This is a genomic window from Rhodovulum sulfidophilum DSM 1374 (assembly GCF_001633165.1).
In the GTDB taxonomy this organism is placed as follows: domain Bacteria; phylum Pseudomonadota; class Alphaproteobacteria; order Rhodobacterales; family Rhodobacteraceae; genus Rhodovulum; species Rhodovulum sulfidophilum.
The window spans coordinates 3,337,489-3,360,294 of sequence record NZ_CP015418.1 but is presented as its reverse complement, the minus strand read 5'-3'; the positions used below and the strand labels follow the sequence as shown (position 1 = coordinate 3,360,294).

25 protein-coding genes are annotated in these 22,806 nt (G+C 68.6%); 11 read left to right on the top strand and 14 right to left on the bottom strand.

What is annotated here, in order from left to right; all coding sequences use genetic code 11:
* From A6W98_RS15765 to A6W98_RS15755, 3 genes are read left to right on the top strand one after another with little or no spacing between them, the layout of a single operon-like run.
* Positions 1–813, top strand: coding sequence for a TatD family hydrolase (locus tag A6W98_RS15765; RefSeq protein ID WP_042463051.1), 813 nt, complete (start codon positions 1–3; stop codon positions 811–813).
* On the top strand, positions 810–1,610 hold the full coding sequence (locus A6W98_RS15760) for an MBL fold metallo-hydrolase (protein ID WP_042463048.1): 801 nt from the start codon (positions 810–812) through the stop codon (positions 1,608–1,610). Before A6W98_RS15765 ends, A6W98_RS15760 begins: the two co-directional genes overlap by 4 nt.
* Positions 1,610–2,539 carry an AEC family transporter gene (locus A6W98_RS15755; RefSeq protein WP_042463047.1) on the top strand — a complete coding sequence of 310 codons (930 nt, stop codon included), beginning with the start codon at positions 1,610–1,612 and terminating at the stop codon, positions 2,537–2,539. Before A6W98_RS15760 ends, A6W98_RS15755 begins: the two co-directional genes overlap by 1 nt.
* 31 nt (positions 2,540–2,570) lie before the next feature.
* On the opposite strand, the gene A6W98_RS15750 is transcribed toward A6W98_RS15755, so the two are convergent.
* From A6W98_RS15750 to A6W98_RS15740, 3 genes are all read right to left on the bottom strand, one after another.
* Positions 2,571–3,593, bottom strand: a complete 1,023-nt coding sequence (locus A6W98_RS15750; protein WP_042463045.1) for an ankyrin repeat domain-containing protein — start codon at positions 3,591–3,593, stop codon at positions 2,571–2,573.
* Between the two features lie 166 nt (positions 3,594–3,759).
* Positions 3,760–4,656, bottom strand: coding sequence for an RNA polymerase sigma factor RpoH (rpoH, locus tag A6W98_RS15745; protein ID WP_042463042.1), 897 nt, complete (start codon positions 4,654–4,656; stop codon positions 3,760–3,762).
* Positions 4,657–4,812: 156 nt separating this feature from the next.
* Positions 4,813–5,853, bottom strand: coding sequence for an RluA family pseudouridine synthase (locus A6W98_RS15740; RefSeq protein ID WP_042463040.1), 1,041 nt, complete (start codon positions 5,851–5,853; stop codon positions 4,813–4,815).
* Here A6W98_RS15740 and A6W98_RS15735 point away from each other — a divergent pair.
* Complete coding sequence (locus A6W98_RS15735; protein ID WP_042463039.1) at positions 5,852–6,157, top strand: DUF6476 family protein; 306 nt, start codon at positions 5,852–5,854, stop codon at positions 6,155–6,157. The genes A6W98_RS15740 and A6W98_RS15735 overlap by 2 nt on opposite strands.
* 19 nt (positions 6,158–6,176) lie before the next feature.
* On the opposite strand, the gene A6W98_RS15730 is transcribed toward A6W98_RS15735, so the two are convergent.
* A complete protein-coding gene (locus A6W98_RS15730) occupies positions 6,177–6,566 on the bottom strand; it encodes a DUF2147 domain-containing protein (RefSeq protein ID WP_042463036.1) in 390 nt (129 codons plus the stop codon).
* 154 nt (positions 6,567–6,720) lie between these two features.
* Between A6W98_RS15730 and hisA the strand changes: the two genes are divergently transcribed.
* From hisA to A6W98_RS15710, 4 genes are all read left to right on the top strand, one after another.
* Positions 6,721–7,440 carry a 1-(5-phosphoribosyl)-5-[(5-phosphoribosylamino)methylideneamino]imidazole-4-carboxamide isomerase gene (gene hisA, locus A6W98_RS15725; RefSeq protein WP_042463033.1) on the top strand — a complete coding sequence of 240 codons (720 nt, stop codon included), beginning with the start codon at positions 6,721–6,723 and terminating at the stop codon, positions 7,438–7,440.
* A gap of 178 nt (positions 7,441–7,618) precedes the next feature.
* Entirely contained in the window at positions 7,619–8,380 is a 762-nt protein-coding gene (gene hisF / locus A6W98_RS15720) for an imidazole glycerol phosphate synthase subunit HisF (protein ID WP_042463031.1), read from the top strand.
* Positions 8,377–8,700 carry a phosphoribosyl-ATP diphosphatase gene (locus tag A6W98_RS15715; RefSeq protein WP_042463029.1) on the top strand — a complete coding sequence of 108 codons (324 nt, stop codon included), beginning with the start codon at positions 8,377–8,379 and terminating at the stop codon, positions 8,698–8,700. The genes hisF and A6W98_RS15715 overlap by 4 nt, the downstream gene beginning before the upstream one ends.
* An 80-nt stretch (positions 8,701–8,780) precedes the next feature.
* Positions 8,781–9,005: a hypothetical protein gene (locus A6W98_RS15710; protein WP_042463027.1), complete on the top strand. Its 225-nt coding sequence runs from the start codon at positions 8,781–8,783 to the stop codon at positions 9,003–9,005.
* A gap of 27 nt (positions 9,006–9,032) precedes the next feature.
* On the opposite strand, the gene A6W98_RS15705 is transcribed toward A6W98_RS15710, so the two are convergent.
* The 7 genes from A6W98_RS15705 to A6W98_RS15675 all read right to left on the bottom strand — a co-directional run bounded on the left by A6W98_RS15705 (position 9,033) and on the right by A6W98_RS15675 (position 15,218).
* Entirely contained in the window at positions 9,033–9,275 is a 243-nt protein-coding gene (locus A6W98_RS15705) for an FmdB family zinc ribbon protein (RefSeq protein ID WP_042463026.1), read from the bottom strand.
* Between the two features lie 89 nt (positions 9,276–9,364).
* Positions 9,365–9,847 (bottom strand): aminoacyl-tRNA deacylase, encoded by a 483-nt coding sequence (locus A6W98_RS15700; RefSeq protein ID WP_042463024.1) that lies wholly within the window; start codon positions 9,845–9,847, stop codon positions 9,365–9,367.
* Positions 9,844–11,220, bottom strand: a complete 1,377-nt coding sequence (locus A6W98_RS15695; RefSeq protein WP_042463022.1) for an aminotransferase — start codon at positions 11,218–11,220, stop codon at positions 9,844–9,846. The genes A6W98_RS15700 and A6W98_RS15695 overlap by 4 nt, the downstream gene beginning before the upstream one ends.
* 72 nt (positions 11,221–11,292) lie before the next feature.
* A complete protein-coding gene (locus A6W98_RS15690; RefSeq protein ID WP_042463019.1) occupies positions 11,293–11,865 on the bottom strand; it encodes a PqiC family protein in 573 nt (190 codons plus the stop codon).
* Position 11,866: 1 nt separating this feature from the next.
* Positions 11,867–13,951, bottom strand: a complete 2,085-nt coding sequence (locus A6W98_RS15685; RefSeq protein WP_042463017.1) for an MlaD family protein — start codon at positions 13,949–13,951, stop codon at positions 11,867–11,869.
* Positions 13,948–14,556 (bottom strand): paraquat-inducible protein A, encoded by a 609-nt coding sequence (locus A6W98_RS15680; protein ID WP_042465259.1) that lies wholly within the window; start codon positions 14,554–14,556, stop codon positions 13,948–13,950. Before A6W98_RS15680 ends, A6W98_RS15685 begins: the two co-directional genes overlap by 4 nt.
* A 14-nt stretch (positions 14,557–14,570) precedes the next feature.
* Entirely contained in the window at positions 14,571–15,218 is a 648-nt protein-coding gene (locus A6W98_RS15675; protein WP_042463015.1) for a paraquat-inducible protein A, read from the bottom strand.
* 408 nt (positions 15,219–15,626) lie between these two features.
* Between A6W98_RS15675 and A6W98_RS15670 the strand changes: the two genes are divergently transcribed.
* Positions 15,627–16,463 (top strand): glycosyl hydrolase, encoded by an 837-nt coding sequence (locus A6W98_RS15670; protein ID WP_052678093.1) that lies wholly within the window; start codon positions 15,627–15,629, stop codon positions 16,461–16,463.
* Positions 16,464–16,709: 246 nt separating this feature from the next.
* Positions 16,710–17,609, top strand: coding sequence for a UTP--glucose-1-phosphate uridylyltransferase (locus A6W98_RS15665; RefSeq protein WP_042463011.1), 900 nt, complete (start codon positions 16,710–16,712; stop codon positions 17,607–17,609).
* Positions 17,610–17,682: 73 nt separating this feature from the next.
* On the opposite strand, the gene A6W98_RS15660 is transcribed toward A6W98_RS15665, so the two are convergent.
* From A6W98_RS15660 to A6W98_RS15650, 3 genes are read right to left on the bottom strand one after another with little or no spacing between them, the layout of a single operon-like run.
* Complete coding sequence (locus A6W98_RS15660; protein WP_042465256.1) at positions 17,683–18,747, bottom strand: TRAP transporter substrate-binding protein; 1,065 nt, start codon at positions 18,745–18,747, stop codon at positions 17,683–17,685.
* Between the two features lie 20 nt (positions 18,748–18,767).
* On the bottom strand, positions 18,768–20,306 hold the full coding sequence (locus tag A6W98_RS15655; protein WP_042463009.1) for a TRAP transporter large permease: 1,539 nt from the start codon (positions 20,304–20,306) through the stop codon (positions 18,768–18,770).
* The gene (locus A6W98_RS15650) at positions 20,303–20,842 is read right to left on the bottom strand and encodes a TRAP transporter small permease subunit (RefSeq protein ID WP_042463006.1); all 540 of its coding nucleotides are present in this window, start codon (positions 20,840–20,842) and stop codon (positions 20,303–20,305) included. The genes A6W98_RS15655 and A6W98_RS15650 overlap by 4 nt, the downstream gene beginning before the upstream one ends.
* Positions 20,843–21,054: 212 nt before the next feature.
* Here A6W98_RS15650 and A6W98_RS15645 point away from each other — a divergent pair, with 212 nt between their 5' ends.
* Positions 21,055–22,683 (top strand): FAD-dependent oxidoreductase, encoded by a 1,629-nt coding sequence (locus A6W98_RS15645; protein ID WP_042463004.1) that lies wholly within the window; start codon positions 21,055–21,057, stop codon positions 22,681–22,683.
* Positions 22,684–22,806: the final 123 nt, after the last annotated feature.

The following is a 22,806-nucleotide window of genomic DNA, read 5'->3' as shown; positions in this document are numbered from 1 at the left end:
ATGAGCGACACCGAGACCCCCCAAATCACCGACAGCCACTGTCACCTCGACTTCCCCGACTTCGCGAATGAACTGGACCAGGTGGTGGCCCGGGCCGAGGCCGCGGGCGTCACCCGGATGGTGACGATCTGCACCCGCCTGAGGCAGGAGCCGCAGGTGCGCGAGATCGCCGAGCGTTACGCGCCCGTCTTCTACGCCGCCGGCACCCATCCGATGAGCGCGGCCGAAGAGCCGATGGCCACCCTCGACGAGCTGCTGGCGCTGACGAAACATCCCAAATTCGTCGGTATCGGCGAGACCGGGCTCGACTATCACTACAGTGCCGACTCGGCCCAGGTGCAGAAGCAGAGCCTGCGGATCCATATCGCCGCCGCGCGCGAGGCCGGGCTGCCCCTGATCATCCATTCGCGGGCCGCCGATGACGACATGGCGCGGATCCTCGCCGAGGAATACCGCAACGGCGCCTATTCCTGCGTGATGCATTGTTTCAGCTCGTCGCCGGAACTGGCCCGCGCCACGCTCGATCTGGGCTTCTACCTGTCGATGTCGGGCATCGCCACCTTCCCCAAATCGGCCGAGATCCGCGAGATCTTCGCGGCAGCGCCGCTCGAGCGGATCCTGGTCGAGACCGACTCTCCCTATCTGGCGCCGCCGCCCCATCGCGGCAAACGCAACGAGCCCGCCTTTGCCGCCCATACCGCGCGGGTCGGGGCCGAGGTCTTCGGGCTCGAGCCTGCCGAATTCGCGGCCCGGACCCAGGCCAATTTCGACCGGCTCTTCGCCAAGGCCGCCGGCTGGCGGGACGCGGCGTGAGCGCCGAGCTGCGCTTCACCATCCTGGGCTGCGGCTCGTCGGGCGGTGTGCCGCGGCTGGGCGGGCATTGGGGCGCCTGCAATCCCGACAATCCGAAGAACCGCCGCCAGCGCTGCTCGATGCTGGTCGAGCGCGAGACCGCGGCGGGCGTCACCCGGGTGCTGATCGACACCTCGCCCGATCTGCGCGCGCAGCTGCTGCAGGCGGGCGTGGGCGAGATCGACGCGGTGGTCTACACCCATGCCCATGCCGATCATGTCCATGGCATCGACGACCTGCGCCAGATCGTCTTCAACATGCGCAGGCGACTGCCGGTCTGGGCCGACGGGCCGACCCAGGAGGCGCTGATCGCGCGCTTCGGCTATGCCTTCATCCAGCCCGAGGGCTCGCCCTATCCGCCGATCCTCGATCTGCACCCGATCGACGGGCCGGTCACCGTTCTGGGGGCAGGGGGGCCGGTCACGCTGATGCCGTTCCGCGCCCGTCACGGCGCCATCGACGCGCTGGGCTTCCGGATCAAGGGCCTGGCCTATCTGCCCGACGTGGCCGAGCTTTACGAGGAAAGCTGGCCGATGCTGGAGGGGCTCGAGATCCTGGTGCTGGATGCGCTGCGCTATGAGCCCCATCCGACCCATCTGAACCTCGAGACCGCGCTTGGCTATATCGAGCGCGCTGGGCCCTGGCGCGCGGTGCTGACCAACATGCATATCGATCTCGACTATGACCGGCTCGAGGCCGAGACCCCGGACAGCGTGACCCCTGCCTATGACGGCATGGTGCTGCGCCTGGCCGATTGATGGAAGCGCTGATCGAGGTCATCCTTCCGGTCTTTCTGGTGCTCGGTTTCGGCTATGTCGCCGTCTGGCGCGGGCTGTTTTCCGATGCCGGCGTCGACGGGCTGATGAAGTTCACCCAGCATTTCGCCATTCCCTGCCTGTTGTTCCGCGCGGTCTCGACGCTCGATCTGGGGCAGAATTTCGACTGGCGGCTGCTTCTGAGCTTTTATACCGGGGCGCTTACGGGCTTTGCGGCGGGGCTTCTGGGCGCGCGGCTCATGTTCCGGCGGACCTGGGAGGACAGCGTCGCGATCGGCTTCATCGGGCTGTTCTCGAATTCGGTCCTGCTTGGCATCCCGATCACCGAACGTGCCTTCGGCGTCGAGGCGCTGACCCCGAACTATGCCATCATCGCCGTGCATTCGCCGATCTGCTACGGCGTCGGGCTGACCGCGATGGAGATCGTGCGCAATCGCGGCGCGGGGCTGGTGCGGACCTCGGGCGCGATCTTCCGGGCGATGTTCCGCAACGCGCTGGTGATCGGCATCGCGCTGGGGCTGGCGGTCAATCTGGGCGGCATACCGGTGCCGCTGGTGGTTCAGAACGCGGTCGATCTGATGGTGAAGGCGGCGCTGCCGGCCGCGCTGTTCGGGCTGGGCGGGGTGCTGGCCCGCTACCGCCCCGAGGGCGATCTGCGCACCGTTCTGTTCGCCTGCGCCGTGTCGCTGGTGCTGCATCCGGCGGTGGTCTGGGGCATGGGCACGATGCTGGGCCTGTCGACCGGACAGTTCCGCTCGGCGGTGCTGACGGCGGCGATGGCGCCGGGGGTCAATGCCTATATCTTCGCCAACATGTATGGCGCTGCGCGCCGGGTCGCGGCTTCGGCGGTGCTGTTCGCGACGCTGGGCTCGATCCTGACGGTCTGGGTCTGGCTGGCGCTGATGCCCTGAGCCGGGTGGGCTGCGCTGCCGCTGTTTGCGGTCAGGACCGGGGCGGCCAGTTCCGGATCGTGCGCATCGCGATCTCGACTTCGCCCCGGTAGAGCTCGCCCAGCCCGTCAAAGGCGAGATGGTGGCCGAGCTGGCTTTCGAGATAGGGCAGGACGCCCACACCCCGGGCATCCAGCGCCTGGGGGGCGGCCCCGTGACGGAGCAGGCAATCGACCATGGCATGGTCGGCCGCGGCGATCTGCAGCGGCAGGCGGCCCGGCGTGAACCAGGGCTCGGAGCGCTCGTCGAAGGGGCGGTTCGGATCGGCGCCAAGCGCCAGCAATGCCTCCAGCACCGGCGGCGAGCCTTCCAGCACGGCGCGATGCAGCGGGGTCCAGCGATAGGCCCCGGTTTCGGCCTCGATCCGGGCCCCGGCCTCGACAAGCAGCCGCGCCAGCTTGGCCGTGATCTCCGGCGGCTCCCAGGGGCGGGGATAGACGCCAAGTTCGTGCAACGGCGCGTGGCCACCGGCAGAGCCCGCATTCGGGTCGGCGCCGGCGGTGATCAGCTGGCGCAGCACCGCGGGCGAGCGGTGTTCGACCGACAGCGCCCGGCCAAGCGCGGTCTCGCCGCGGCTGCCGTGACGGGCATTGGGATCGGTGCCGCGCAGGGCCGCGCCGAGCCGCGCGAGGTTGCCGGTGGCGATGGCGTCGAACAGCGCCTGAGCGGGGCCGGGCAGCAGCTCGTGCCGCGCCTCGGGCGTTCGGAGCGCGGCCAGCAGGATCGCGTTCTGGCGGCGCAGGGCTGCGGACAGGGTCTGCAGGCGCCCGGTGTCGCCGCAGCGCTCGGCCGCCGCATGGGCGGCCCGGAGCCTGGCATTCAGATCCCGGAAGGCCGGACCTTCGGTGAGCCGACATCTTTCTGCGGCAATTTCACGTAGGAGGTCTGGCTGCAGCCCCCCATCGGCCACAGCCCTGTTTCGCAATTCGGCCGAAATCGCCTCGAAGCTGTCAATATCCGCCCTCGTTGCCGCCTCGGCGAGCCGGTCGAGGTCACGTTGAATGCCCGAAACCATTTCCACACACCAGATACACGGGGCAGGCAGCCCGACTGCGCCCGCGATAGTTGTGGAATGGGGCGTTTTTTCTGAACAAATGAGACGAATTTTAGGCGCTTCCGGCCCGCTCCGGTCCGGCTCATGTCAGACCGGGGCAGGCCGTGTCGGACCCTGTCAGGCCGTGTCAGGCCTGGGCGAGCAGACCTTTCTGGCTGGCGAGTTCCTTCATCCGCTTTTGCAGCTTCTCGAAGGCCCGAACCTCGATCTGCCTGATCCGCTCGCGGCTGACATTGTAGACCGTCGACAGATCTTCCAGCGTCACCGGCTGTTCCTGAAGCCGGCGCTGCATCAGGATGTCCTTCTCGCGGTCGTTCAGCACATCCATCGCCTCGGTCAGAAGCGCGCGGCGGCTGTCCAGCTCGTCCTTCTCGGCATAGGCCTCGGCCTGGTTGGCATCCTCGTCCTCGAGCCAGTCCTGCCATTCGGTGGTGGTGTCGCCATCGCTGCCGACCATCGCGTTCAGCGAGGCGTCGCCGCCCGAGAGGCGCCGGTTCATGGCGATGACCTCGGTCTCGGTGACGTTCAGGTCATGGGCGATCCTCTGCACGTTCTCGGGCCTCAGGTCGCCGTCTTCCAGCGCCCCGATCCGGGCCTTGGCCTTGCGGAGGTTGAAGAACAGCTTCTTCTGGGCCGAGGTCGTGCCCAGCTTCACGAGGCTCCAGGACCGCAGGATGTATTCCTGGATCGCGGCGCGGATCCACCACATCGCATAGGTCGCAAGCCGGAAGCCCTTTTCCGGGTCGAAGCGCTTGACCGCCTGCATCAGGCCGACATTGGCCTCCGAGATCACCTCGGCCTGGGGCAGGCCGTAGCCGCGATAGCCCATGGCGATCTTGGCCGCGAGCCGCAGATGCGAGGTCACCAGCCGATGCGCCGCCTCCGTGTCGTGGTGATCGACCCAGCTCTTGGCCAGCATGTATTCCTCTTCCGGCTCCAGCAGCGGGAATTTGCGGATCTCCTGCAGGTACCGGTTCAGGCCCTGTTCCGGGGACGGGGCGGGAAGGTTGGCATAGTTGCTCATTCTGGTCCCTGTTGCTCCTGCATCTTTCCTAGGCACGTAATGATCGAACCGTTCGGTTCAAGCGCCGCTGCCCTCTATCATGGCACGGACGATGTGCGGAAATCCGTCGAAAAAAGGTCAATGCTACATCCGCTCACGCATCTGTGCGGCAACGGGTCAGCTTCCGAGCCTGCGCATCAGCTCCGCCATGTCGGCGGGCAGCGGCGCGGCAAAGCGCAGGGTCTCGCCGGTCTCGGGATGGACGAAGCCCAGGGTCGCGGCATGCAGCGCCTGGCGCGGGAAGGCGGCCGCGGCGGCGGCCGCGTCGCGGCCCATTGCCTTTTCCGACAGCCGCCGCCGCCCGCCATAGACCGGATCGCCGATCAGCGCATGCCCGGCATGGGTCATGTGCACCCGGATCTGGTGGGTGCGGCCGGTTTCCAGCCAGCAGGACACCAGCGCCGCCGCCGGGGGCGTGCCGAAGGGGGTGACCACCCGGACCCGGGTCACCGCATGGCGCCCGCCCGCGGCCAGCACCGCCTGGCGCTGACGGTCGGTGCGGTGGCGCCCGATCCGGGTCGCGATGCGCAGCACCCCGCCGGGCTCGAAACTCGCCCCCGCGACGCCCCTCAGGCGCGGGTCCGAGGCGTCGGGCAGGCCATGCACGATGGCGCTGTATTGCCGCTCGACGGTATGGGCCGCGAATTGCGCGGCGAGGGCGGCATGGGCCTTGTCGGTCTTGGCCGCGACCAGAAGGCCGCTGGTATCCTTGTCGATCCGGTGGACGATGCCCGGCCGCCGCTCGCCGCCGATGCCCGCGAGGCTGTCGCCGCAATGGGCCAGCAGCGCGTTGACCAGCGTGCCCGAGGGGCTGCCCGGCGCCGGATGGACGACAAGCCCCGCAGGCTTGTCGATCACGATCAGCGCGTCGTCCTCGTAGACCACGTTCAGCGGGATGTCCTCGGCCAGCGTGGCGATCTCGGCGGGCTCGGCCAGCTCGATCTCGAGCCGCTCGCCCTCGGCCACCTTCGCCCGCGCATCGGTCAGGGCCGCGCCGCCGCGCCGCACCGCGCCCGCGGCGATCAGCTTGGCCAGCCGCGAGCGGGTCAGCCCGGCCTGCTCTGGCACATCGCGGGCAAGCGCCTTATCAAGGCGGCCGGGCGGGGCCGGGCCGATGATGACGGCAAGGCGGCGAGGCGAGGAGAGCGGCGTGGACATGGATGACAAACCCGAACCGGAGGCACTGCCCCCCGATCTCAAATTGCTGCGGATGCTGGTCACCCTTTTGATGGTGACCATGATTGGCGGCTTTCTAGTGATCGTCGCGCTCTTTGTCATCCGGATGCCGGGGCAGGACGAGACATTGCCGCTGCCCCCGGCGCTGACGCTGCCCGACGGGGCCGAGGCCGAGGCGGTGACGCGCGGCCGCGACTGGGTGGCGATCGTCACCCGCGACGATCGGATCCTGATCTACGATGCCGCGACCGGCGCCCTGCGCCAGACCGTCGAGATCCGGCACTGAGCCGGGCCGGGCGCGGTGGCTATTTGACCCGCTTCCAGCGCCCGCCATCGCGGCAGATGCCGATGACGCAGCCCGAGACCGACAGGACATCGCCCTCGAGCGCCATCTTGGAATTGTAGGTCTTGTCGCGGTCGGGGGCCCAGACCTTGCCCTTGCCGTAGCGGCCCCCGCCCTGGGGTTTCATGTCCCAGACGATCTGCCGCCCGATGGTGTCGGTTTCGATCTGGCGGCCCTTGCTGTCATAGGCGCGGATCAGCGTGCCGCAAAGCGAGGCCCCGCAGGGCGCGATCCGGATATGGCCGAAATGGCCGGTATCGTCGAGCGGGGTCTGCCAGACCCCTTCGACCGGGTCCGCAAGGGCGGCGGTGGCGGCCAGCGTCAGGGCCGCGATCGGGATTGCGATGCGCATCGTGCTCCTCCCAAAGCATATGGAGCGAATCTGGCAGGGTGGCCGCGTTCCGGCAAGGGCGATGTGATGCGGGCGCACTGCGTGGCGTGCCGTTGCAATCTTCGGGCGTTCCTGCCACAGAACCGGGGCCCGGAGCCGCAGAAGGACAATGCCCATGATCCTCTATCCCGCCATCGACCTGAAGGACGGCCGCTGCGTGCGGTTGCTGAGAGGCGACATGGACAAGGCCACGGTCTTCGGCGAGGACCCTGCCGCGCAGGCGCTGGCCTTTCAGAAGGCGGGCTGCGACTGGCTGCATCTGGTCGATCTGAACGGGGCCTTCGCGGGCGCGCCGGTCAATGCCGATGCGGTCGAGGCGATCCTCGCCGCGGTCGAGGTTCCGGCCCAGCTGGGCGGCGGCATCCGCGACATGGCGACCATCGAGATGTGGCTCGGCAGGGGGCTTGCCCGGGTGATCCTCGGCACCGTGGCGGTCGAGAACCCGGACCTCGTGCGCGAGGCCGCGCGGGCGTTTCCGGGCCGGATCGCGGTCGGGATCGACGCCCGCAACGGCCGGGTCGCGACCAAGGGCTGGGCCGAGGAAACGGACGTGATGGCGACGGATCTGGCAAAATCCTTCGAGGATGCCGGGGTCTCGGCTATCATCTACACCGATATCGACCGCGACGGCGCAATGGCGGGGCCGAACGTGGCCGCGACCGAGGCGCTGGCCCGCGCGGTCTCGATCCCGGTGATCGCCTCGGGCGGCGTCTCGTCATTGGCCGATCTCATGGCGCTTCGGGCGACGGGGGCGATCTCGGGGGCGATTTCGGGACGGGCGCTTTACGACGGCGCGATCGACCTCGCCGGAGCATTGGCTGCGCTGAAAGGCTGAGGCGAGGGGGGCGCTGCCCCCCGTCCTTCGGACTCCCCCCCCGGGGTATTTCTGCCAAGAAGAAGATGCTCCTGTTCCTTCTTCTTGGCGAAAATACCCCGGGGTGCGGGGCAGAGCCCCGCCCGGGACGCTTTCCACCGGTGCGGCGGCGGGGTATGAGGGCGCGAAAGGAGCCGCCATGCTGAAGATCCGTATCATCCCCTGTCTCGACGTGGCCGAGGGGCGCGTGGTCAAGGGGGTCAATTTTGTCAATCTCGTCGATGCGGGCGATCCGGTCGAGGCCGCCAAGGCCTATGACGCGGCCGGGGCGGACGAGCTCTGTTTCCTCGACATCCATGCCACCCACGAGAATCGCGGTACCATGTTCGATGTCGTGCGCCGGACGGCCGAGCAGTGTTTCATGCCGCTGACCGTCGGTGGCGGGGTGCGGACGGCCGAGGATGTGCGGGCGCTGCTGCTGGCGGGGGCCGACAAGGTCAGCTTCAATTCGGCGGCGGTGGCCGACCCCGACGTGGTGCATCAGGCGGCAGACCAGTTCGGCAGCCAGTGCATCGTGGTCGCCATCGACGCCAAGACCGTGAGCCCCGGCAAGTGGGAGATCTTCACCCATGGCGGGCGCAAGCCCACCGGCATCGACGCGGTCGACTTCGCAAGGACCGTGGTCGCCAAGGGCGCGGGCGAGATCCTGCTGACCAGCATGGACCGGGACGGGACGCGGGCGGGCTTCAACCTGCCGCTGACCCGCGCGATTTCCGATGCGGTGGATGTGCCGGTGATCGCTTCGGGCGGGGTCGGCACGCTCGATCATCTGGTCGAAGGGGTCACCGAAGGCGGGGCCAGCGCGGTTCTGGCCGCTTCGATCTTCCATTTCGGCGAATTCACCATCGGCGAGGCCAAGGCCCATATGGCCGCCGCCGGCATCCCCGTGAGGCTGACATGACCGGACCCGAGCTCGAGGCGCTGGCGCGCCTTGCCACCACCGTCGAGGCGCGCAAGGGCGCCGATCCCGACACGTCCTGGACTGCCAAATTGTTCTCGAAGGGGCCCGAGAAATGCGCCGAGAAATTCGGCGAGGAGGCGGTCGAGGCGATCATCGAGGCGGTCCGGGGCGACCGTGCCCGGCTGACCGCCGAGGCGGCGGATGTGGTCTATCACCTGCTGGTGATGCTGGCGGCCCGCGACGTGAGCCTGGCCGATGTCGCGGCCGAGCTGGCGCGGCGCGAGGGCGTCAGCGGGATCGCCGAGAAGGCATCGCGCTGAGCTTTGCCCGGGGACGGGCGCATGGGCGCGACCCCAAGCCGCGCTTGCCTGTACCCGCGCGCGGTGCCACTTTCCGGCGCATGGACAAGGACAGCAAACAGCCTTCGACAGGGCGGATCGCCTGGGGCGTGGGCATCGCGGTGACGCTGGTCACCCTTCTCATGACCGACTGGGGCTATCTCACGGCGGGCCCGGTCCATACCGTGAGCTCGATCGCGGCGGCGGTCTTCTTCGGCTTTCTGGCGGCGCAGAGCGCGATCTTCGGGATCGAGTTCCGCGAGAAGCGGCGCCGGGAAAAGGACTGAGCAGCAGTCGGGAGCCCGGGCGGGCGGTCAGACGCCGCTCTTCTTGCGCTCGCTTTTCGAGTAATTGCTGAAATGGCCTTCCTTCCTGGCGAGGCTTCGAGCCCCCTTCAGGAGCTTTGCGCTTTCGCCCGAAGCGGCGATGCGCGACAGCAGGCGTTTGACCTCGGGGCTGCCGCAATCGGGGCAGGCCGGGGTGCTGTCGTCGCTGAGGCTGCGCAGAAGCTCGAATTCGGCCTCACAGGCGGTGCAGCGGTAATTGTAGATCGGCATCGTCGGGTCCTCTTGCGCGCGCGTTTCGGGGCCCCTCCATCCTGACGGCTTCGCGGTCCGGGTCAATCCGCAGCGGTGCCGCGCCCCCTTCAGCCCCGTTCGGCGCAGAGATCTGCCGCCTGCGCCCCGGCGACAGCCAGCGCATCGGCCGGGGCCAGCGCCACCATCAGCCCGCGGCGGCCGCCGTTCAGCACGATTTCGGGCACATTCAGCGCGCCTGCCTCGAAGGCCAGCGGCGCGCGGCGCTTCTGACCGAAGGGGCTGATGCCGCCGGTATGAAAGCCGGTCAGCCGTTCGGCCTTGTCGGGCGGCATCATCTGCGCCGATTTGGCGCCGAAGGCCGCGGCCACCTTCTTCATCGACAGCGTGCGGTCCGACGGGATCACCGCGCATGCGGGCTTGCCGTCGATCTCGACCATCAGGGTCTTGAGCACCCGGCCCGGCTCGGCGCCGATGGCTTCGGCCGCGTGCAGCCCGATCCGGTCCTGCCCGGCGACATAGTCGTATTCGATGGGGCGGAACGCGACGCCCGCGCGTTTCAGCGCCTGGGTCGCGGGGGTGGCGGTGCTCACGCCTCCGCCCCGAGCCCGGCAAAAACCTCGCCCAGCGCGGCCTCCAGCTTCGTGAACATCTCGTCCATCTGGCCCTCGGTCAGGATGAAGGGCGGGCACAGCACGATGGACTGGCCCAGCGGCCGGCAGATCAGCCCGTGATCGGTGCAGGTATTGGCGATCCGCTCGCTGACGGAAAGGGTCGAGGGGAAGGGGGTCTTGGTGGGCTTGTCGGCGACGGCTTCCAGCGCGCCCATCAGACCCTTGCCGCGAAACTCGCCGATATTGGGGTTCTCGGCCAGCCGGTTCATGCCCTCTTCGAACAGCGGCGTCAGGCGGCGGACGTTTTCCAGGAGCCCCTCGTTCAGGATCACGTCGATGGCCTTCAGCGCGATGGCGCAGCCGACCGGATGGCCCGAGGCGGTGAAGCCGTGCGGGAATTCCTCGACCGCCTCGGAGGCCCTGTGCAGCCGGTCGGCCAGATCGGGGCCGAGGATCACCGCGCCCATCGGGAAATAGCCTGCCGTCAGCGCCTTGGACGAGATGATGGCATCGGGGATGAAATCATAGGTCTCGCAGCCCCAGACATGGCCGGTGCGCCCGAAGCCGCAGATCACCTCGTCCGAGATCAGCGGGATGCCGTGTTTCTTCAGGATCGGCTGGATCGCCTGGAAATAGCCCGCGGAGGGCGGGATCGCGCCGCCTGCGCCCATGACGGGTTCGGCGAAGAACCCGGCGATGGTTTCGGCGCCTTCGCAGGCGATCACCTCTTCCAGCTCGGCGGCCATGCGGGCGGTGAACTCTGCCTCGGTCTCGCCGGGCCGGCCCTCGCGCCAGTAATGCGGGCAGGTCAGGTGGATGAAATCGGGCAGCGGCAGGCCGAAGAGCTCGTTATAGGGCTTGCCGGTCATCGAGGCCGACACCGCGGTCACGCCGTGATAGGCGTTCTTGCGTGTCAGGATCTTGCGGCGCCGGGGCTGGTCCTCGGCACGGGCCAGGAACCACAGCATCTTGACCAGCGTGTCATTCGCCTCGGAACCCGAATTGGTGTAGAAGACCCGCCCGCGCTGATAGGGCGAGACCTCGATCAGTTTCTCGCTCAGCATCACGGTCTGGTCCGACATCCGGCCGAAGAAGGCGTGATAGCCCGGGAAGCGGTCATATTGCGCCTTGGCGGCTGCGGTCAGCCCGGCATGGTCGAACCCCGCGACCATGTTCCAGAGGCCCGAATTGCCGTCCAGATAGCGGCGGCCATTGGTGTCGATGACATAGGGCCCCTCGCCATGGGTGATCACCACCGTGCCGCGCGCCTTGACCGAGGGCAGGTCGGTAAAGCCGTAGAAATTGGACGATTCGGCGCGGGCTTCCCAGCTGGCAGGGGCGGTATCGGGCATGTCGGGCTCCTTGGGGGATATGGCGGAGGGAGGCTAGCGCCGCCCGGAGGCGGGTGCAATCGGGCGCGGCATTCAGCGCAGGCCGGTTCTGGCGATCCGGGTGGCCAGCTCGCGCAGCGCGACGCCCCGGGCGGCGGCGATCTCGGCCGGTCCGGCGGGGGCTGCGATCGGGGCCGAGATCGCGAAGGGCACGGCGCGGTTCCGCCCGCCCGCATCGGGCGCGACGAAGAACTGCCCGGTCAGGCGGAAGGTGCCGTCGCTTTCGGCCAGCATGTCGGCCACCCGCACCTCGAGCGTGGCCTGGGCGCGGTCGAAGAAGGGCCAGGGCTCGGCCGCGACCTGGGCGCCGGTCATCCGGGCCAGCAGGCGCGCCAGATCCCGGGTGATGGCCCGGCTCGGATCGTCGGCCCAGAGCACGGCCGAGGACGAGGTCAGCGCGCCGCTGGCGCTGCGACTGTAGATCTCCTCGGAGGCGGCATAGGTCGGCAGCGACACGTCGCGGATCGCGACGCTGCGCCAGGCGACGGGCAGGCGCGGGCCGTCGACGGCCGCGTCGGGCACGGTATAGCGCTCGGGGCTGCCGCTGCAGGCGGTCAGCGCCAGGGCAAGCGGAACGAGGGCGGCAGGAAGCAGGCGATGTTTCATGTCAGCGTCCGAACAGGATCGAGTTGGGGTTGCGTTCCAGGGCCCGCGACAGCGCGGTCACGGCCTGGGCCGCGCGCTGGATCTCGCGCAGCGCGGTGTCGATCTCGCGGCCCATCCCGCGCGAGGCGTCGTAGCCCTCGATGGTGCTCGAGGCCTGACCCAGCACGGCCTGGGCCCGTGCCAGCAGGTCGGGCAGGTCGCGCGCGGCGGTCGAGATGTCATCGGCCGCCGAGCGCGCCGAGGCGAGGGTCGCATTGGCATTGCCGACGACCCCGCCCTCGCGCAGCTCGGCCAGCATCGCCGCCAGTTCGCGCAGCGCGGCGGAGAGGTCGGTCGGCAGGTCGCGGGCCTGATCGGTGTCGATCAGCCGGTCGGTGCTGTCGAGCAGGGCCGAGATCCGCCCCGCCAGCTCGTCCAGCGGCAGTGTCGCGGCCTGATCGGCCACCGCATTCAGCCGCGCGACCAGATCGGGCAGCCCGGCCGCGGCGGTATCGATGGTCTCCGCGGCCCCGGCGGCGGCGTCGAGCGCGGCGGTCAGGCGGCTCGCGGCATCGGCCTCGGCCAGCTGCCGGGCCAGCGTCTCGATGGCGGCGACGGTGCCATCGATCCGACCGGGCAGGGCCTGCATCTCGTCCGAGCCGACAATGCCGCGGGCCTCGCCCAGCAGCGCCCGGACCTCGCCCGGCACGGCGCGGATCTCGTCGCTGCCGGCCAGCGTGCTGACGCTGTTCAGCGCGTCGATGGCGCTTTGCATCAGATCCTCGATGGGCAGGTCGTTGATCCGGTTGTAGAGCCCCTCGGCGGTGGCCGAGACATCGGAAATGTCGCTGGCCGTGGTCGGGATCACCGGGTTCGGGTCGGCATCGCGATCGAGCTCGGCCGGTGCGGTCCCGGCGGTCTCGATCAGTTCGACCTTGAGCCTGCGGGTCAGGATCGAGGCGGTCGCGAGCCGTGCCCGCAGCCCATCGCGCACCCGTCCGGCGAGATAATCGAGCGCGTCCTCGGTGCTTGCGGGCGCCTCGAGCCCGAGCCTTGCGGGCTGGATCGCCAGCGTCGCCGCCAGCCGCACCCGGTCGTCGCCGAAGCGGTCGGCATCGACGGTGCCGTTCAACGCGGTGACGCGGCCGATCCGGAGACCGCCCAGCATGACCGGCGCGTCGATCGACAGCCCCTCGACATTCTCGGCGAAATAGGCGGTCAGCGTCAGCGCGGGGCCGTCCTTGGCGGCGAAGACGCTGGCGCGCGCGGTGGATTCGTCGGGATAGACCTCGAAGCGGGTATCGGGCTCGACCCGCTTGCCGCCCGAGACCACGCTCTGGAAGGTGACCCCGCCCGACAGCAGCGCCGCCACCGACGAGAAATCGACCCGGGCGCCGCCGGGGCCGAGCGAGAAGGAAAAGCCCGAACTGTCCCAGAACCGGGTCGAGCTCGAGATCAGCCGGTCATGGGGCGCGAAGACGATGGCATCGGCCTCGACGGTCGAGCCGTCCCGACTGACCTCGGCCTTGCCGATCCGTCCGACCTCGATCCCGCGATAGAGGATCGGCGCCTCTTCGGTCAGACCGGCATCGCTGGCGGCGCGCAGCCTCAGCCTGAGGCCGGGGCGGCCTTCGCGGTTGAGGGGTGCTGCGCTCTTGCCGCGGTGGCGTTCGACGAAGCCGTCGGGCGTGTCGTCCCAGATGCCCTGGATGAAAACCCCCGACAGCACGGTCGACAATCCGGTCACGCCGCGGGCGCTGACCTCGGGCTGGACCACCCAGAAGTCGGCGTCGCGGTCGACATAGGGCGCGACCGCCTTGTCGAGCCGGACCGAGACCAGCACCTCGCCGAGATTGTCGGTGAAGCCCACCTTCTCGACCAGGCCCACGGTCACGTCGCGGTAATGCAGCTCGGTCTCGCCCGCCTTGATGCCCGAGGCGGTCTCGAAGGTCAGTTCCAGCAGCGGGCCGCGCTCGACATAGCTGTGCCAGGCCACGCCCAGGGCGATGGTCAGCGCCGCGGCCGGGATCACCCAGACGATGGAAATGCGGTCGAGCAGGCCGCGGCTGGCCGGTTCGACCGGGGCTTCGGGGGGCAGATCGGTCATGCCATATGGCTCCGGGGGGCAGGAGGAGGATCGGTCTTGTCCCAAAGCAGGCGGCTGTCGAAGCTTTGGGCCGACAGCATGGTTGCGATGACCGAGACGGCGAAGAACAGGCTTGCGGTGCCGGGGCTGATCGACACCACCGCACCGAGCTGGACCAGCGAGGACAGGATGGCGACGACGAAGACGTCGATCATCGACCAGCGGCCGATATATTCGACCACCTCGTAAAGCTGCTGGCGCCGGACCCGGCTGAGGCGGCTGCCGCGGGTGATGCCGAGCGCCAGCCCGGCAACGGCGAGGAACTTGCCGATCGGGATCAGGACCGAGGCGGTCAGGATCACGGCGGCGATGCCCCAGTTGCCGTGACGGGCGATCTCGACCGCGCCGCCGATGATGGTGTTGTCCTGGGTCGTGACCAGGGTCCGGGTCTCGAGCATCGGGTAGATGTTGGCGGGCACATAGGCGATCAGCCCGAGGCACCACCAGGCCCAGACCCGCTGCAGCGAGAGCGGCGAGCGCTGGCTCAGCTTCTGGCCGCAGCGCGCGCAGTGCCGGGTCCCTGCGGGCCAGATCCGGGTGCAGCGGGTGCAGGCCACCAGGCCCATGTCGCGCGCGGTTCTCACCTGTCCAGAGATCTCCATACCGAATACCTGCACATGAAGGTGTCCTGTACCACGATCAGGATGACAAGGGCCGAGAACATCCAGAAGGCGGGGCCGAAGGCGACATGCGCGAGGTCCGAGATCTTGACCAGTGCGACCGCGCAGCCGATGGCGAAGACCTCGGCCATGGACCAGGGCCGCAGGGTCTCGGACAGCCGGAAGGCGGCGCGGGCATGCCGGGCGGGCGGGCGGTCGAACACGATGGGCGTGAGCACGTAGAGGATCAGAAGCGCCCTCAGCACCGGCACGAAGACGATCAGCGCCGCCACCGCCAGCGTCAGCACCAGCAGCATCGGGCGCCCGGCGAAGGCAAGCGCCGCGTCGAGGACCGAGGTGGCGTTGCTCATGCCGCCCGCCTCGACCTCGAGGAAGGGCGTCAGGGTCGCGGCGCAGATCAGCACCACCACCGTCAGGGCGACCGCGATCAGCCGCTGCCCGGCCTGGCGCTGAGGCGCGATCAGCACGGTATGGCAGCGCGCGCAGACCGCGCGTGCCCGGGGCGCGGGCTGGACCGCCCGGTAGACCGCGTCGCATTGCGGGCAGGCGATCAGCTCGGAGAGATCCTGCGCGGACAGATCGGGCTCGGTGGGCGAGGGGGCGGTCATCTGGATGTATCGGGGCCTTGGCAACGCAGCCCTCAGCATAGACCTCTCTTTGCTCTTATCCAGAGCCAACCGCTCCGGCGGCCGGATCGGGGATGCCCGAGCCGCTGAATTGTAGCCGCCGAATTGTGGCGGGCGGATCGGCTAGGCGTGGGGCATTCCTGCCCCTGTGGCCGCCGATCATGACGTGTTCCGAAGACGATGCCGGCGTGCCTGCGATCACCGTTTCGCAAGGCAGAACCAAATGTCCTTCGAATTCCCTAATGAAGCACGCCTTCCGCCACATTTTCTGCCCGCCTCGGAACTAGGCTTCCGGGCAAAGCGAGGGGTCGCTTGGCGAGGGATCGCTTCCTGCAAAAAGGAACGCGAGGGTCGCTTCCTGCGAGAGGACTGACAATGCCTGGAAAAACCATGTTTTTCCTTGCCGTCTGGCTTTTGTCCCTGACGGCTCCGGCTCTGGCCCAGAAAGCCGGCATCGGTGCCTGGGAGAACAGCCGCTATACCACGATCCGCTGGATCGAGGATCATCCCGCTCTGGGCTGGTATTACACATGGCGGACCGACCAGCTCTGGACCGGGAGGCCGGTCTCGCGCAGCGTCGAATTCGTGCCGATGATCCATTCCGAGCGCGATCTTGCGGCGGCAATCCGGTCGGATCGCCCGGTGCGGGCGCTGCTGGCCTTCAACGAACCCGACGGTCACGGCGCCCATCAAGGCGGATTGAGCGTCGCGCGCGCGCTCGCGCTCTGGCCGCAGGTCGAGGCGAAGGGGCGGGGGCTCCGGATCGGCAGCCCGGCCGTCACCAGGGACGGAACGCTCGGCCCCGGCTCCTGGCAGCGCCGCTTCATGACCGAGGCGGACCGGCGCGGCTACCGGATCGACTTCATGGCGGTGCATTACTATTCGACCGACGGCGATGTGGCGGCATTCCGGCGCTGGCTGCAGGCGGTGCATCGCGCCTATCGTCGCCCGATCTGGGTGACCGAATTCGCGCTGGTGGACTGGGACCGCCCGGGCGTAGGAAGCTATGCCGCCAGCGCGGCATTTCTCGAAGGCGCGGTCCGGATGATGGACGGGCTGCCCTTCGTCGAGCGCCATGCCTGGTTCGCCGCCAATCCCTATCCTTGGAAGGGCGCGGTGCCGAAGATCAATCTCGTCGACGATCACCTGCGGCCCACTCCGGCGGGGCAGGCCTTCCGCCGCGTGCTGTCCGAGCTGGGCGGGCGCGAGATCGCCCGTTCGGACTGATCCGCCGCCCCGATCTGCGGCCCCGGCAGGGGGCCGGTCCCGCTGTCCCAGCTGCGTTTCCGCGTGCGGTGTCTTTCCGGCCATGCGCCGATTTCAGGCGTGTGACGGCAGGCTTGTGACGAGAGGGGCGGGGCCGGGAGGCGGAGTTTTGCCGGAGCGCCGAGCAGAAAAGCGGCATCGGCTGAAACTTTTTGCGCCCATGCTCCGTTATGCTGCAGGTGCATTCTGTTATTTCAGGAGTTTCACATGATCCCTTCGCCCGTGCGGACCGCCATCTTTCCCGTCGCAGGGCTCGGAACCCGCTTTCTTCCCGCGACCAAGGCGACGCCGAAGGAACTGCTTCCGGTCATCGATACCCCGCTGATCCAGTTCGCCATCGACGAGGCGCGCGCGGCCGGGGTCGAACGCATGGTCTTCGTCAGTCACCCGTCGAAAACCGCCATCGAACGCCATGTGCGGGCCGATGCCGGGCTGATAGAGACGCTGCGTGCCCGCGGCAAGGCGCGGCTGGCGGCCGAGCTTGCGGCGGCGGCGCTGGACGAGGACGAGCACGAGGTCGAATTCGTGATGCAGCACGAGCAGCGCGGGCTCGGCCATGCCGTGCTTTGTGCCCGCTCCCATGTTTTGCCGGGGCCGGTGGCGGTGCTGCTGCCCGACGATCTGATCCTGTCCGAGCCGGGCTGTCTGGCGCAGATGGTCGAGGCCTATGGGCGCGCCGGGGCCGGGCATATGGTCGCCGCGATGGATGTGACGCCCGAGACCGTGTCGCGCTATGGCGTGCTCGATCCGACCGGGCAGGAGGGCCGGATCACCCGCGCGCGCGGCATGGTCGAGAAGCCCGCCGCGGCCGAGGCGCCCTCGATGAAGGCGGTGGTCGGGCGCTACATTCTCGATGCGGCGATCTTCGACACTCTGGCCAGTCAGGGCCCGGGCGCCAATGACGAGATCCAGCTGACCGATGCGATTGCCCGCGATGCGGCGCGGCTGGGGCTTGCGGGCTTCGGTTTCGACGGGGTGCGCTACGATTGCGGGTCCAAGTCGGGGATGCTGGACGCGACCCTGGCGCTGGCCAGCCGCGACCCCGATTGCGCCGAGGTGCTGGCGCGCTGGAGCGATGACAGCCAGACCGCGATCGCTGCCGAATAGGCCGCTCGGGACAGACGGAAAAGGGCCGCCCCGGCAGGGCGGCCCTTGTGGTTTCCCGGGGGAGGCGACAGGCTCAGCTGCGCCCGGCCAGAAGCGGCAGGGTCATCGCCTTGGCATAGTCGCGGGCCTCGGCCAGGGCCGGGTCGTAGCTGGCGCGCACCTTGGCCACGTCGGGATGTTCGGCGGCAAGCGCATCCTGCACCTCGTTCCAGGCATCGCGCTGGGCGGTGATGACATCTTCGGGGAAGTTGAGGAAGCGCACGCCCTGCGCCTTGAGCTCGGCCAGCGATTTGGCGTTGAAATGGTCGAACTGGCCCTGCACCTCATAGGCGGCGGCCAGCGCCGCGGCCTCGCAGATCGCCTGCAGGTCGGCCGGCAGCTCGTCCCAGGCGTCCTGGTTGAAGACAATGGACAGCCCCGCGCCGGGCTCGGTGAAGGCGGGCAGATAGCAGATATCGGTGATCTTCTGCAGCCCGAACGCCTGGTCGAGATGCGGCGAGACCCATTCGGCGGCGTCGATGGCGCCCGATTGCAGCGCCTGGAAGATCTCGGCCGGCGGCATCAGCACCGAATTGACGCCGAGCTTGCGGAACACCTCGCCGCCGAGCCCGGCGATGCGCATGTTCAGCCCCTTGAGGTCCTCGACGCTTTCGATCGGTTTCTTGAACCATCCGGCCGACTGGGTGTTCGAATTGCCGGAATAGAGCGGCTTGAGATTGCGCTCGGCATAGATCTCGTCCCAGACCTCCTGGCCGCCGCCCCAGCGCAGCCAGGCCATGTGCTCGACCGAGGTCATGCCGAAGGGCACGCCGGTGAACCAGTGCAGGGCGGGGTTCTTGCCCGCGGCGTAATAGGTTGGCCCATGCCCGACCGGGGCGTTTCCGGCCTGCACCGCATCCTCGACACCGAAGGCCGGCACCAGCTCGCCCGCGCCATAGACGGTGAAGCTCAGCCGGCCATCCGACATCGCGGCCACGCGCGCGGCGAAATTGGTGGCATTGGTGCCGACGGCGGGGGCCATCTTGGGAAAGGCGGTGGGCAGTTTCCAGTGGATCTTGCCCGAGGCGAGCGCAGGGCTGGCCAGCGTGCCGGTCGCGGCGATGCCGGCGCCCGTTTTCAGGAAGGTTCTGCGGTGCATCATGTCCTCTTGCGTTGCGCTTACCGGAATATCGCCTGTGGCAGCCAGGTCGCAAGCTCGGGCAGCGCGACCAGGACGCCCAGGGCCACGAGCTGCAGCGCCACGAAGGGCAGCACGCCGCGATAGGTGTCGAGCGTGGTGATGTCGGGCGGCGCGACCGAGCGGAAATAGAACAGCGCAAAGCCGAAGGGCGGCGTCAGGAACGAGGTCTGCAGGTTCATCGCGATCAGGATCGCGAACCAGACCGGCGAGATGTCGGTGCCGAGGATCGGCGGGCCCAGCAGCGGGACCACGATATAGATGATCTCGACCGCCTCGAGGATGAAGCCCAGGACGAAGATCACCGCCATCACCAGGAAGATCGCGGCCATGCCGCCGCCGGGCAGGCTGGCCATCAGCTCTTCGACGAGATGGTCGCCGCCGAAGCCGCGGAAGACCAGCGACAGCAGCGAGGCCGCGACCACGATGCCGAAGACCATGCCCGAGATCCGGACGGTGTCGCCCAGCGCGCCTTGCAGAAGGCCCGCGCGCCAGGTCCTAAGCCCCGCCATCAGCGTGCCCGCCGCGATCAGGGCCGCAGCACCCAGCGCCAGCAGCCCGGGCAGGGTGCCAAGCGCGGCCCGGCCGAGCCCGGCCATGCCCATGCCCACGAGGACCAGCGCCGCCAGCCCCGCCGAGGCGATCAGCCAGCGTCCGAAGGCGCCGCCTTCGGCCCGCTGCGCGGCCATCAGCATCGCCCCGATGGCGCCGAGTGCCGCCGCCTCGGTGGTGGTGGCGACGCCCGCGAGGATCGAGCCCAGCACCGCGAGGATCAGCAGGATCGGCGGCAGGAAGGTGAACAGGATTTCGGAGGCGGGCACCGGCTCGCGGGGCGCGCGCGGCTCGGGCGCGGGGCCGAGCCGAAGCGCGACATAGATCGCATAGATCGCGACCAGCATCAGCCCGGGCAGCAGCGCGCCCGCGAAGAGATCGCCGACCGAGACCGGGTCGGGGGCGAAATTGCCCGCCGCCTGCTGCGCCTCGAGATAGACATTGCCGATCTGGTCGCCCAGCAGCACCAGGATGATCGAGGGCGGGATCACCTGGCCCAGCGTGCCCGAGGCGCAGATCAGCCCCGCCGCCAGCCGCTTGTCGATCCCGGCCGAGCGCATCGCGGGCAGCGAGATCAGGACCAGCATCACCACCGTCGCCCCGATGATGCCCGTCGAGGCCGCGATCAGCGCCGAGAAGGCCAGCACGCTCAGCCCCATGCCGCGCGGCGAGCCGCGGGTCAGGCGGCCGAGCACGCCCAGCATGCGCTCGGCAAGCTGCGCGCGTTCAAGCAGAACTCCCATCAGTACGAAGAGCGGTACCGCCATCAGCAGCCGGTTCGACATCACGCCCCAGACCCGGCCGGGGAAGAAATTGAGGAAACTCAGGTCGAACAGCCCGAAGGCCGAGGCGATCAGCGCGGTCACGAGCGGCACGCCCGCGATGGCCAGCATCGCCGGGATGCCGCTGAGAATGCCGCCGAACAGCCCGAGCAACAGCGCGAGCAGCACGCCTTCCTGCCCGGTCATAGCGTCTCCTGCATGTCTTTGCCGTGATCGGAGGGTTTTCCGGACGGTTTCAGGATCATCGCGATCCCCTGCAGGATCATCAGCGCCGAGGCCAGCGGCAGCGCCGATTTGACGATGTAAAGCCCGCCGAGCCCGCCGGTCTCGATCGCGCCTTCGCGGATCGACCAGGAATAGGAAAGATCGGGCCAGAAGGCGCGGATCATCAGACCGAAGACCGGGATCAGGAAGACCAGCACCGCGACGATGTCGGCGATGCGGATATAGCGCGGCGACAGCCGCTCGGAGAAGACCTCGACCCGGACATGGCCGCCGCGCGCCAGCGTCACCGGAATGCTGAAGACCAGAAGGCTCGCGAAGGCATAATCGGCGGCGTTCTGGAACTGGATCGACCCGGTGCCGAAGCCGTAGCGCAGGATCACGATGGCCAGGGTCGCGCCGGTCAGGAACAGGGCCGCCACCACGCAGAAGGCCAGCGTGGCACGGTCGAGCCAGTGGCAAAGCCTGAGATAGGCGGTGAGGGCTGTGGCGCGTGTCATTGGTCCGGGCCATTGCCACAGACGGGACCGAACCGCAATTGGCGATCTGGACAGGATGCGGTCCCGCCCGGGGCCGCCGCGCCACGGTCCTGCAAGAAGTTCCCCCTATGACAATATACCGTCTGGCGGCGGGCAGGCGATGCTTTATGCTGCGACGCCGCAAGAGCCAGGCAGGACCGCCCGGCAGAACCGAGCAAGCACAGGAGCGCGCGATGGCGACCAGGATAGTGGTTCTGGGGGGCGGTTTCGGGGGCATGTATGCGGCCCGCGCGCTGCGCCGCCAGTTCGGCCGCAAGGCCGAGATCGAGGTGATCAACGGCCAGAACTATTTCGTCTTCCAGCCGCTTCTGCCCGAGGTCGCGGGCGGCTCGATCATGCCCGCGCATGCGGTCTCGCCGCTGCGGTTCATCCTCGGCGGCATCTTCGTGCGCAAGGCCGTGGTCGACAGCGTCGATTTCGACCGCAAGGTGGTGACCGTCTTCCAGGGCATCCAGCGGCGCCCGACCGAGATCGCCTATGACCATCTGGTGATCGCGCTGGGGCAGGGCACCGATTTCTCGCGGATGCCGGGGCTCGAGGAACATGCGCTGAAGATGAAGACGCTCGAGGATGCGCGCCGTCTGCGCGGCCATGTGATCGAGCAGCTCGAACATGCCCAGGTCACCCAGCTGCCCGATACCAAGCGCGGCGCGCTGACCTTCACCGTTGTCGGCGGCGGCTTCTCGGGGGTCGAGACGGTGGGCGAGATGAAGGAGATGATCGACCGCTCGCTGCGCTTCTATCCCAAGATCGATCCCTCAGAGGTGCGGGTGCAGCTGATCGAGTTCGCGCCGCGTATCCTGGGCGAGATGCCGAAGGAACTGGCCGATTACGCGGTCGGCCATCTCGAGCGCCACGGCATCGACATCAAGCTTGGCACCGGCGTGAAAAGCGCGACCCATCGCCAGCTTGTCACCACCACGGGCGAGGTGATCGACACTCGCACCATCGTGGCCACCATCGGCAATGCGCCGCTGCCGGTGGTGCAGCGGATGGGGCTGCCGCTCGACAAGGGGCGGATCCCGGTCGACCGGATGCTGCGGGTGCCGGGCGTCGAGGGCGTCTGGGCGCTGGGCGATTGCGCGCTGATCCCGCTGAAGGAGGGGGCCTCGGAACGGGCCGATTTCGCGCCGCCGACCGCGCAATTCGCGGTGCGCGAGGCCAAGCGGGTGGCCCAGAACATCGCGGCCACGGTCAAGGGGCGCGCGCCGAAGCCCTTCGCCTATGCCTCGCGCGGGGCGCTGGCCTCTCTGGGCGCCAAGCGCGGCGTCGCCAATGTGTTCGGCCGCAACATCACCGGCTTTCCCGCCTGGTTCATCTGGCGGTCCTATTACCTGGCACTCCTGCCCGGCATCGGCACCCGCATCCGGGTGATGATCAACTGGTCGCTCGACATGCTGGGGGCGCGCAGCCTGGTGCAGCTGAAATTCTACGGCAAACCGCCGCTGCGCTATGTCTATTACCGCGCGGGCGACCGGATCTACAATGCGGGCGACCGCTCGGACGGGTTCTATACGGTGATTACGGGCGCGGTCGAGATGGAGCGGCCCGATTCCGAAAGCGGCGCGATGACGACCCGGATCATCGGCCCGGGCGGGCATTTCGGCGAGCGGCTGATCCTCGGGGCGACCCGGCGCCGGACCACGGTGCGCGCCAAGGAGGATTGCAAGGTGCTGGTCATGAACCGCGAGGAATTCATGATGCTGGCCGAGGGGTTCGCGGCCTTCCGCGACTATTTCCAGCCTTATATGGAGGAACGCGGGGTCGCGCTTCCCGGTGGGGATGAAAAGGACGGCAGATAGGTCCGGACCCGTCTGAAAACCCGGCTTGGCCGCGGGCTTCGGACAGCGAAGCACGTTTTGGGACCCCGCTTCGGCCCGGTTGCGGCCGTAGCCGAGTTTACAGCGAGGCCAAAACCGTCTTTG

Bases quoted from the DNA above. Each gene is read 5' to 3' on its own strand.
- A6W98_RS15765 (WP_042463051.1), top strand. From the start codon at position 1: ATGAGCGACACCGAGACCCCCCAAATCACCGACAGCCACTGTCACCTC.
- A6W98_RS15755 (WP_042463047.1), top strand. From the start codon at position 1,610: ATGGAAGCGCTGATCGAGGTCATCCTTCCGGTCTTTCTGGTGCTCGGT.
- A6W98_RS15750 (WP_042463045.1), bottom strand. From the start codon at position 3,593: ATGGTTTCGGGCATTCAACGTGACCTCGACCGGCTCGCCGAGGCGGCA.
- rpoH (WP_042463042.1), bottom strand. From the start codon at position 4,656: ATGAGCAACTATGCCAACCTTCCCGCCCCGTCCCCGGAACAGGGCCTG.
- A6W98_RS15735 (WP_042463039.1), top strand. From the start codon at position 5,852: ATGGATGACAAACCCGAACCGGAGGCACTGCCCCCCGATCTCAAATTG.
- A6W98_RS15740 (WP_042463040.1), bottom strand. From the start codon at position 5,853: ATGTCCACGCCGCTCTCCTCGCCTCGCCGCCTTGCCGTCATCATCGGC.
- A6W98_RS15730 (WP_042463036.1), bottom strand. From the start codon at position 6,566: ATGCGCATCGCAATCCCGATCGCGGCCCTGACGCTGGCCGCCACCGCC.
- hisA (WP_042463033.1), top strand. From the start codon at position 6,721: ATGATCCTCTATCCCGCCATCGACCTGAAGGACGGCCGCTGCGTGCGG.
- hisF (WP_042463031.1), top strand. From the start codon at position 7,619: ATGCTGAAGATCCGTATCATCCCCTGTCTCGACGTGGCCGAGGGGCGC.
- A6W98_RS15715 (WP_042463029.1), top strand. From the start codon at position 8,377: ATGACCGGACCCGAGCTCGAGGCGCTGGCGCGCCTTGCCACCACCGTC.
- A6W98_RS15710 (WP_042463027.1), top strand. From the start codon at position 8,781: ATGGACAAGGACAGCAAACAGCCTTCGACAGGGCGGATCGCCTGGGGC.
- A6W98_RS15705 (WP_042463026.1), bottom strand. From the start codon at position 9,275: ATGCCGATCTACAATTACCGCTGCACCGCCTGTGAGGCCGAATTCGAG.
- A6W98_RS15695 (WP_042463022.1), bottom strand. From the start codon at position 11,220: ATGCCCGATACCGCCCCTGCCAGCTGGGAAGCCCGCGCCGAATCGTCC.
- A6W98_RS15690 (WP_042463019.1), bottom strand. From the start codon at position 11,865: ATGAAACATCGCCTGCTTCCTGCCGCCCTCGTTCCGCTTGCCCTGGCG.
- A6W98_RS15685 (WP_042463017.1), bottom strand. From the start codon at position 13,951: ATGACCGATCTGCCCCCCGAAGCCCCGGTCGAACCGGCCAGCCGCGGC.
- A6W98_RS15680 (WP_042465259.1), bottom strand. From the start codon at position 14,556: ATGGGCCTGGTGGCCTGCACCCGCTGCACCCGGATCTGGCCCGCAGGG.
- A6W98_RS15675 (WP_042463015.1), bottom strand. From the start codon at position 15,218: ATGACCGCCCCCTCGCCCACCGAGCCCGATCTGTCCGCGCAGGATCTC.
- A6W98_RS15670 (WP_052678093.1), top strand. From the start codon at position 15,627: ATGTTTTTCCTTGCCGTCTGGCTTTTGTCCCTGACGGCTCCGGCTCTG.
- A6W98_RS15665 (WP_042463011.1), top strand. From the start codon at position 16,710: ATGATCCCTTCGCCCGTGCGGACCGCCATCTTTCCCGTCGCAGGGCTC.
- A6W98_RS15660 (WP_042465256.1), bottom strand. From the start codon at position 18,747: ATGCACCGCAGAACCTTCCTGAAAACGGGCGCCGGCATCGCCGCGACC.
- A6W98_RS15655 (WP_042463009.1), bottom strand. From the start codon at position 20,306: ATGACCGGGCAGGAAGGCGTGCTGCTCGCGCTGTTGCTCGGGCTGTTC.
- A6W98_RS15650 (WP_042463006.1), bottom strand. From the start codon at position 20,842: ATGACACGCGCCACAGCCCTCACCGCCTATCTCAGGCTTTGCCACTGG.
- A6W98_RS15645 (WP_042463004.1), top strand. From the start codon at position 21,055: ATGGCGACCAGGATAGTGGTTCTGGGGGGCGGTTTCGGGGGCATGTAT.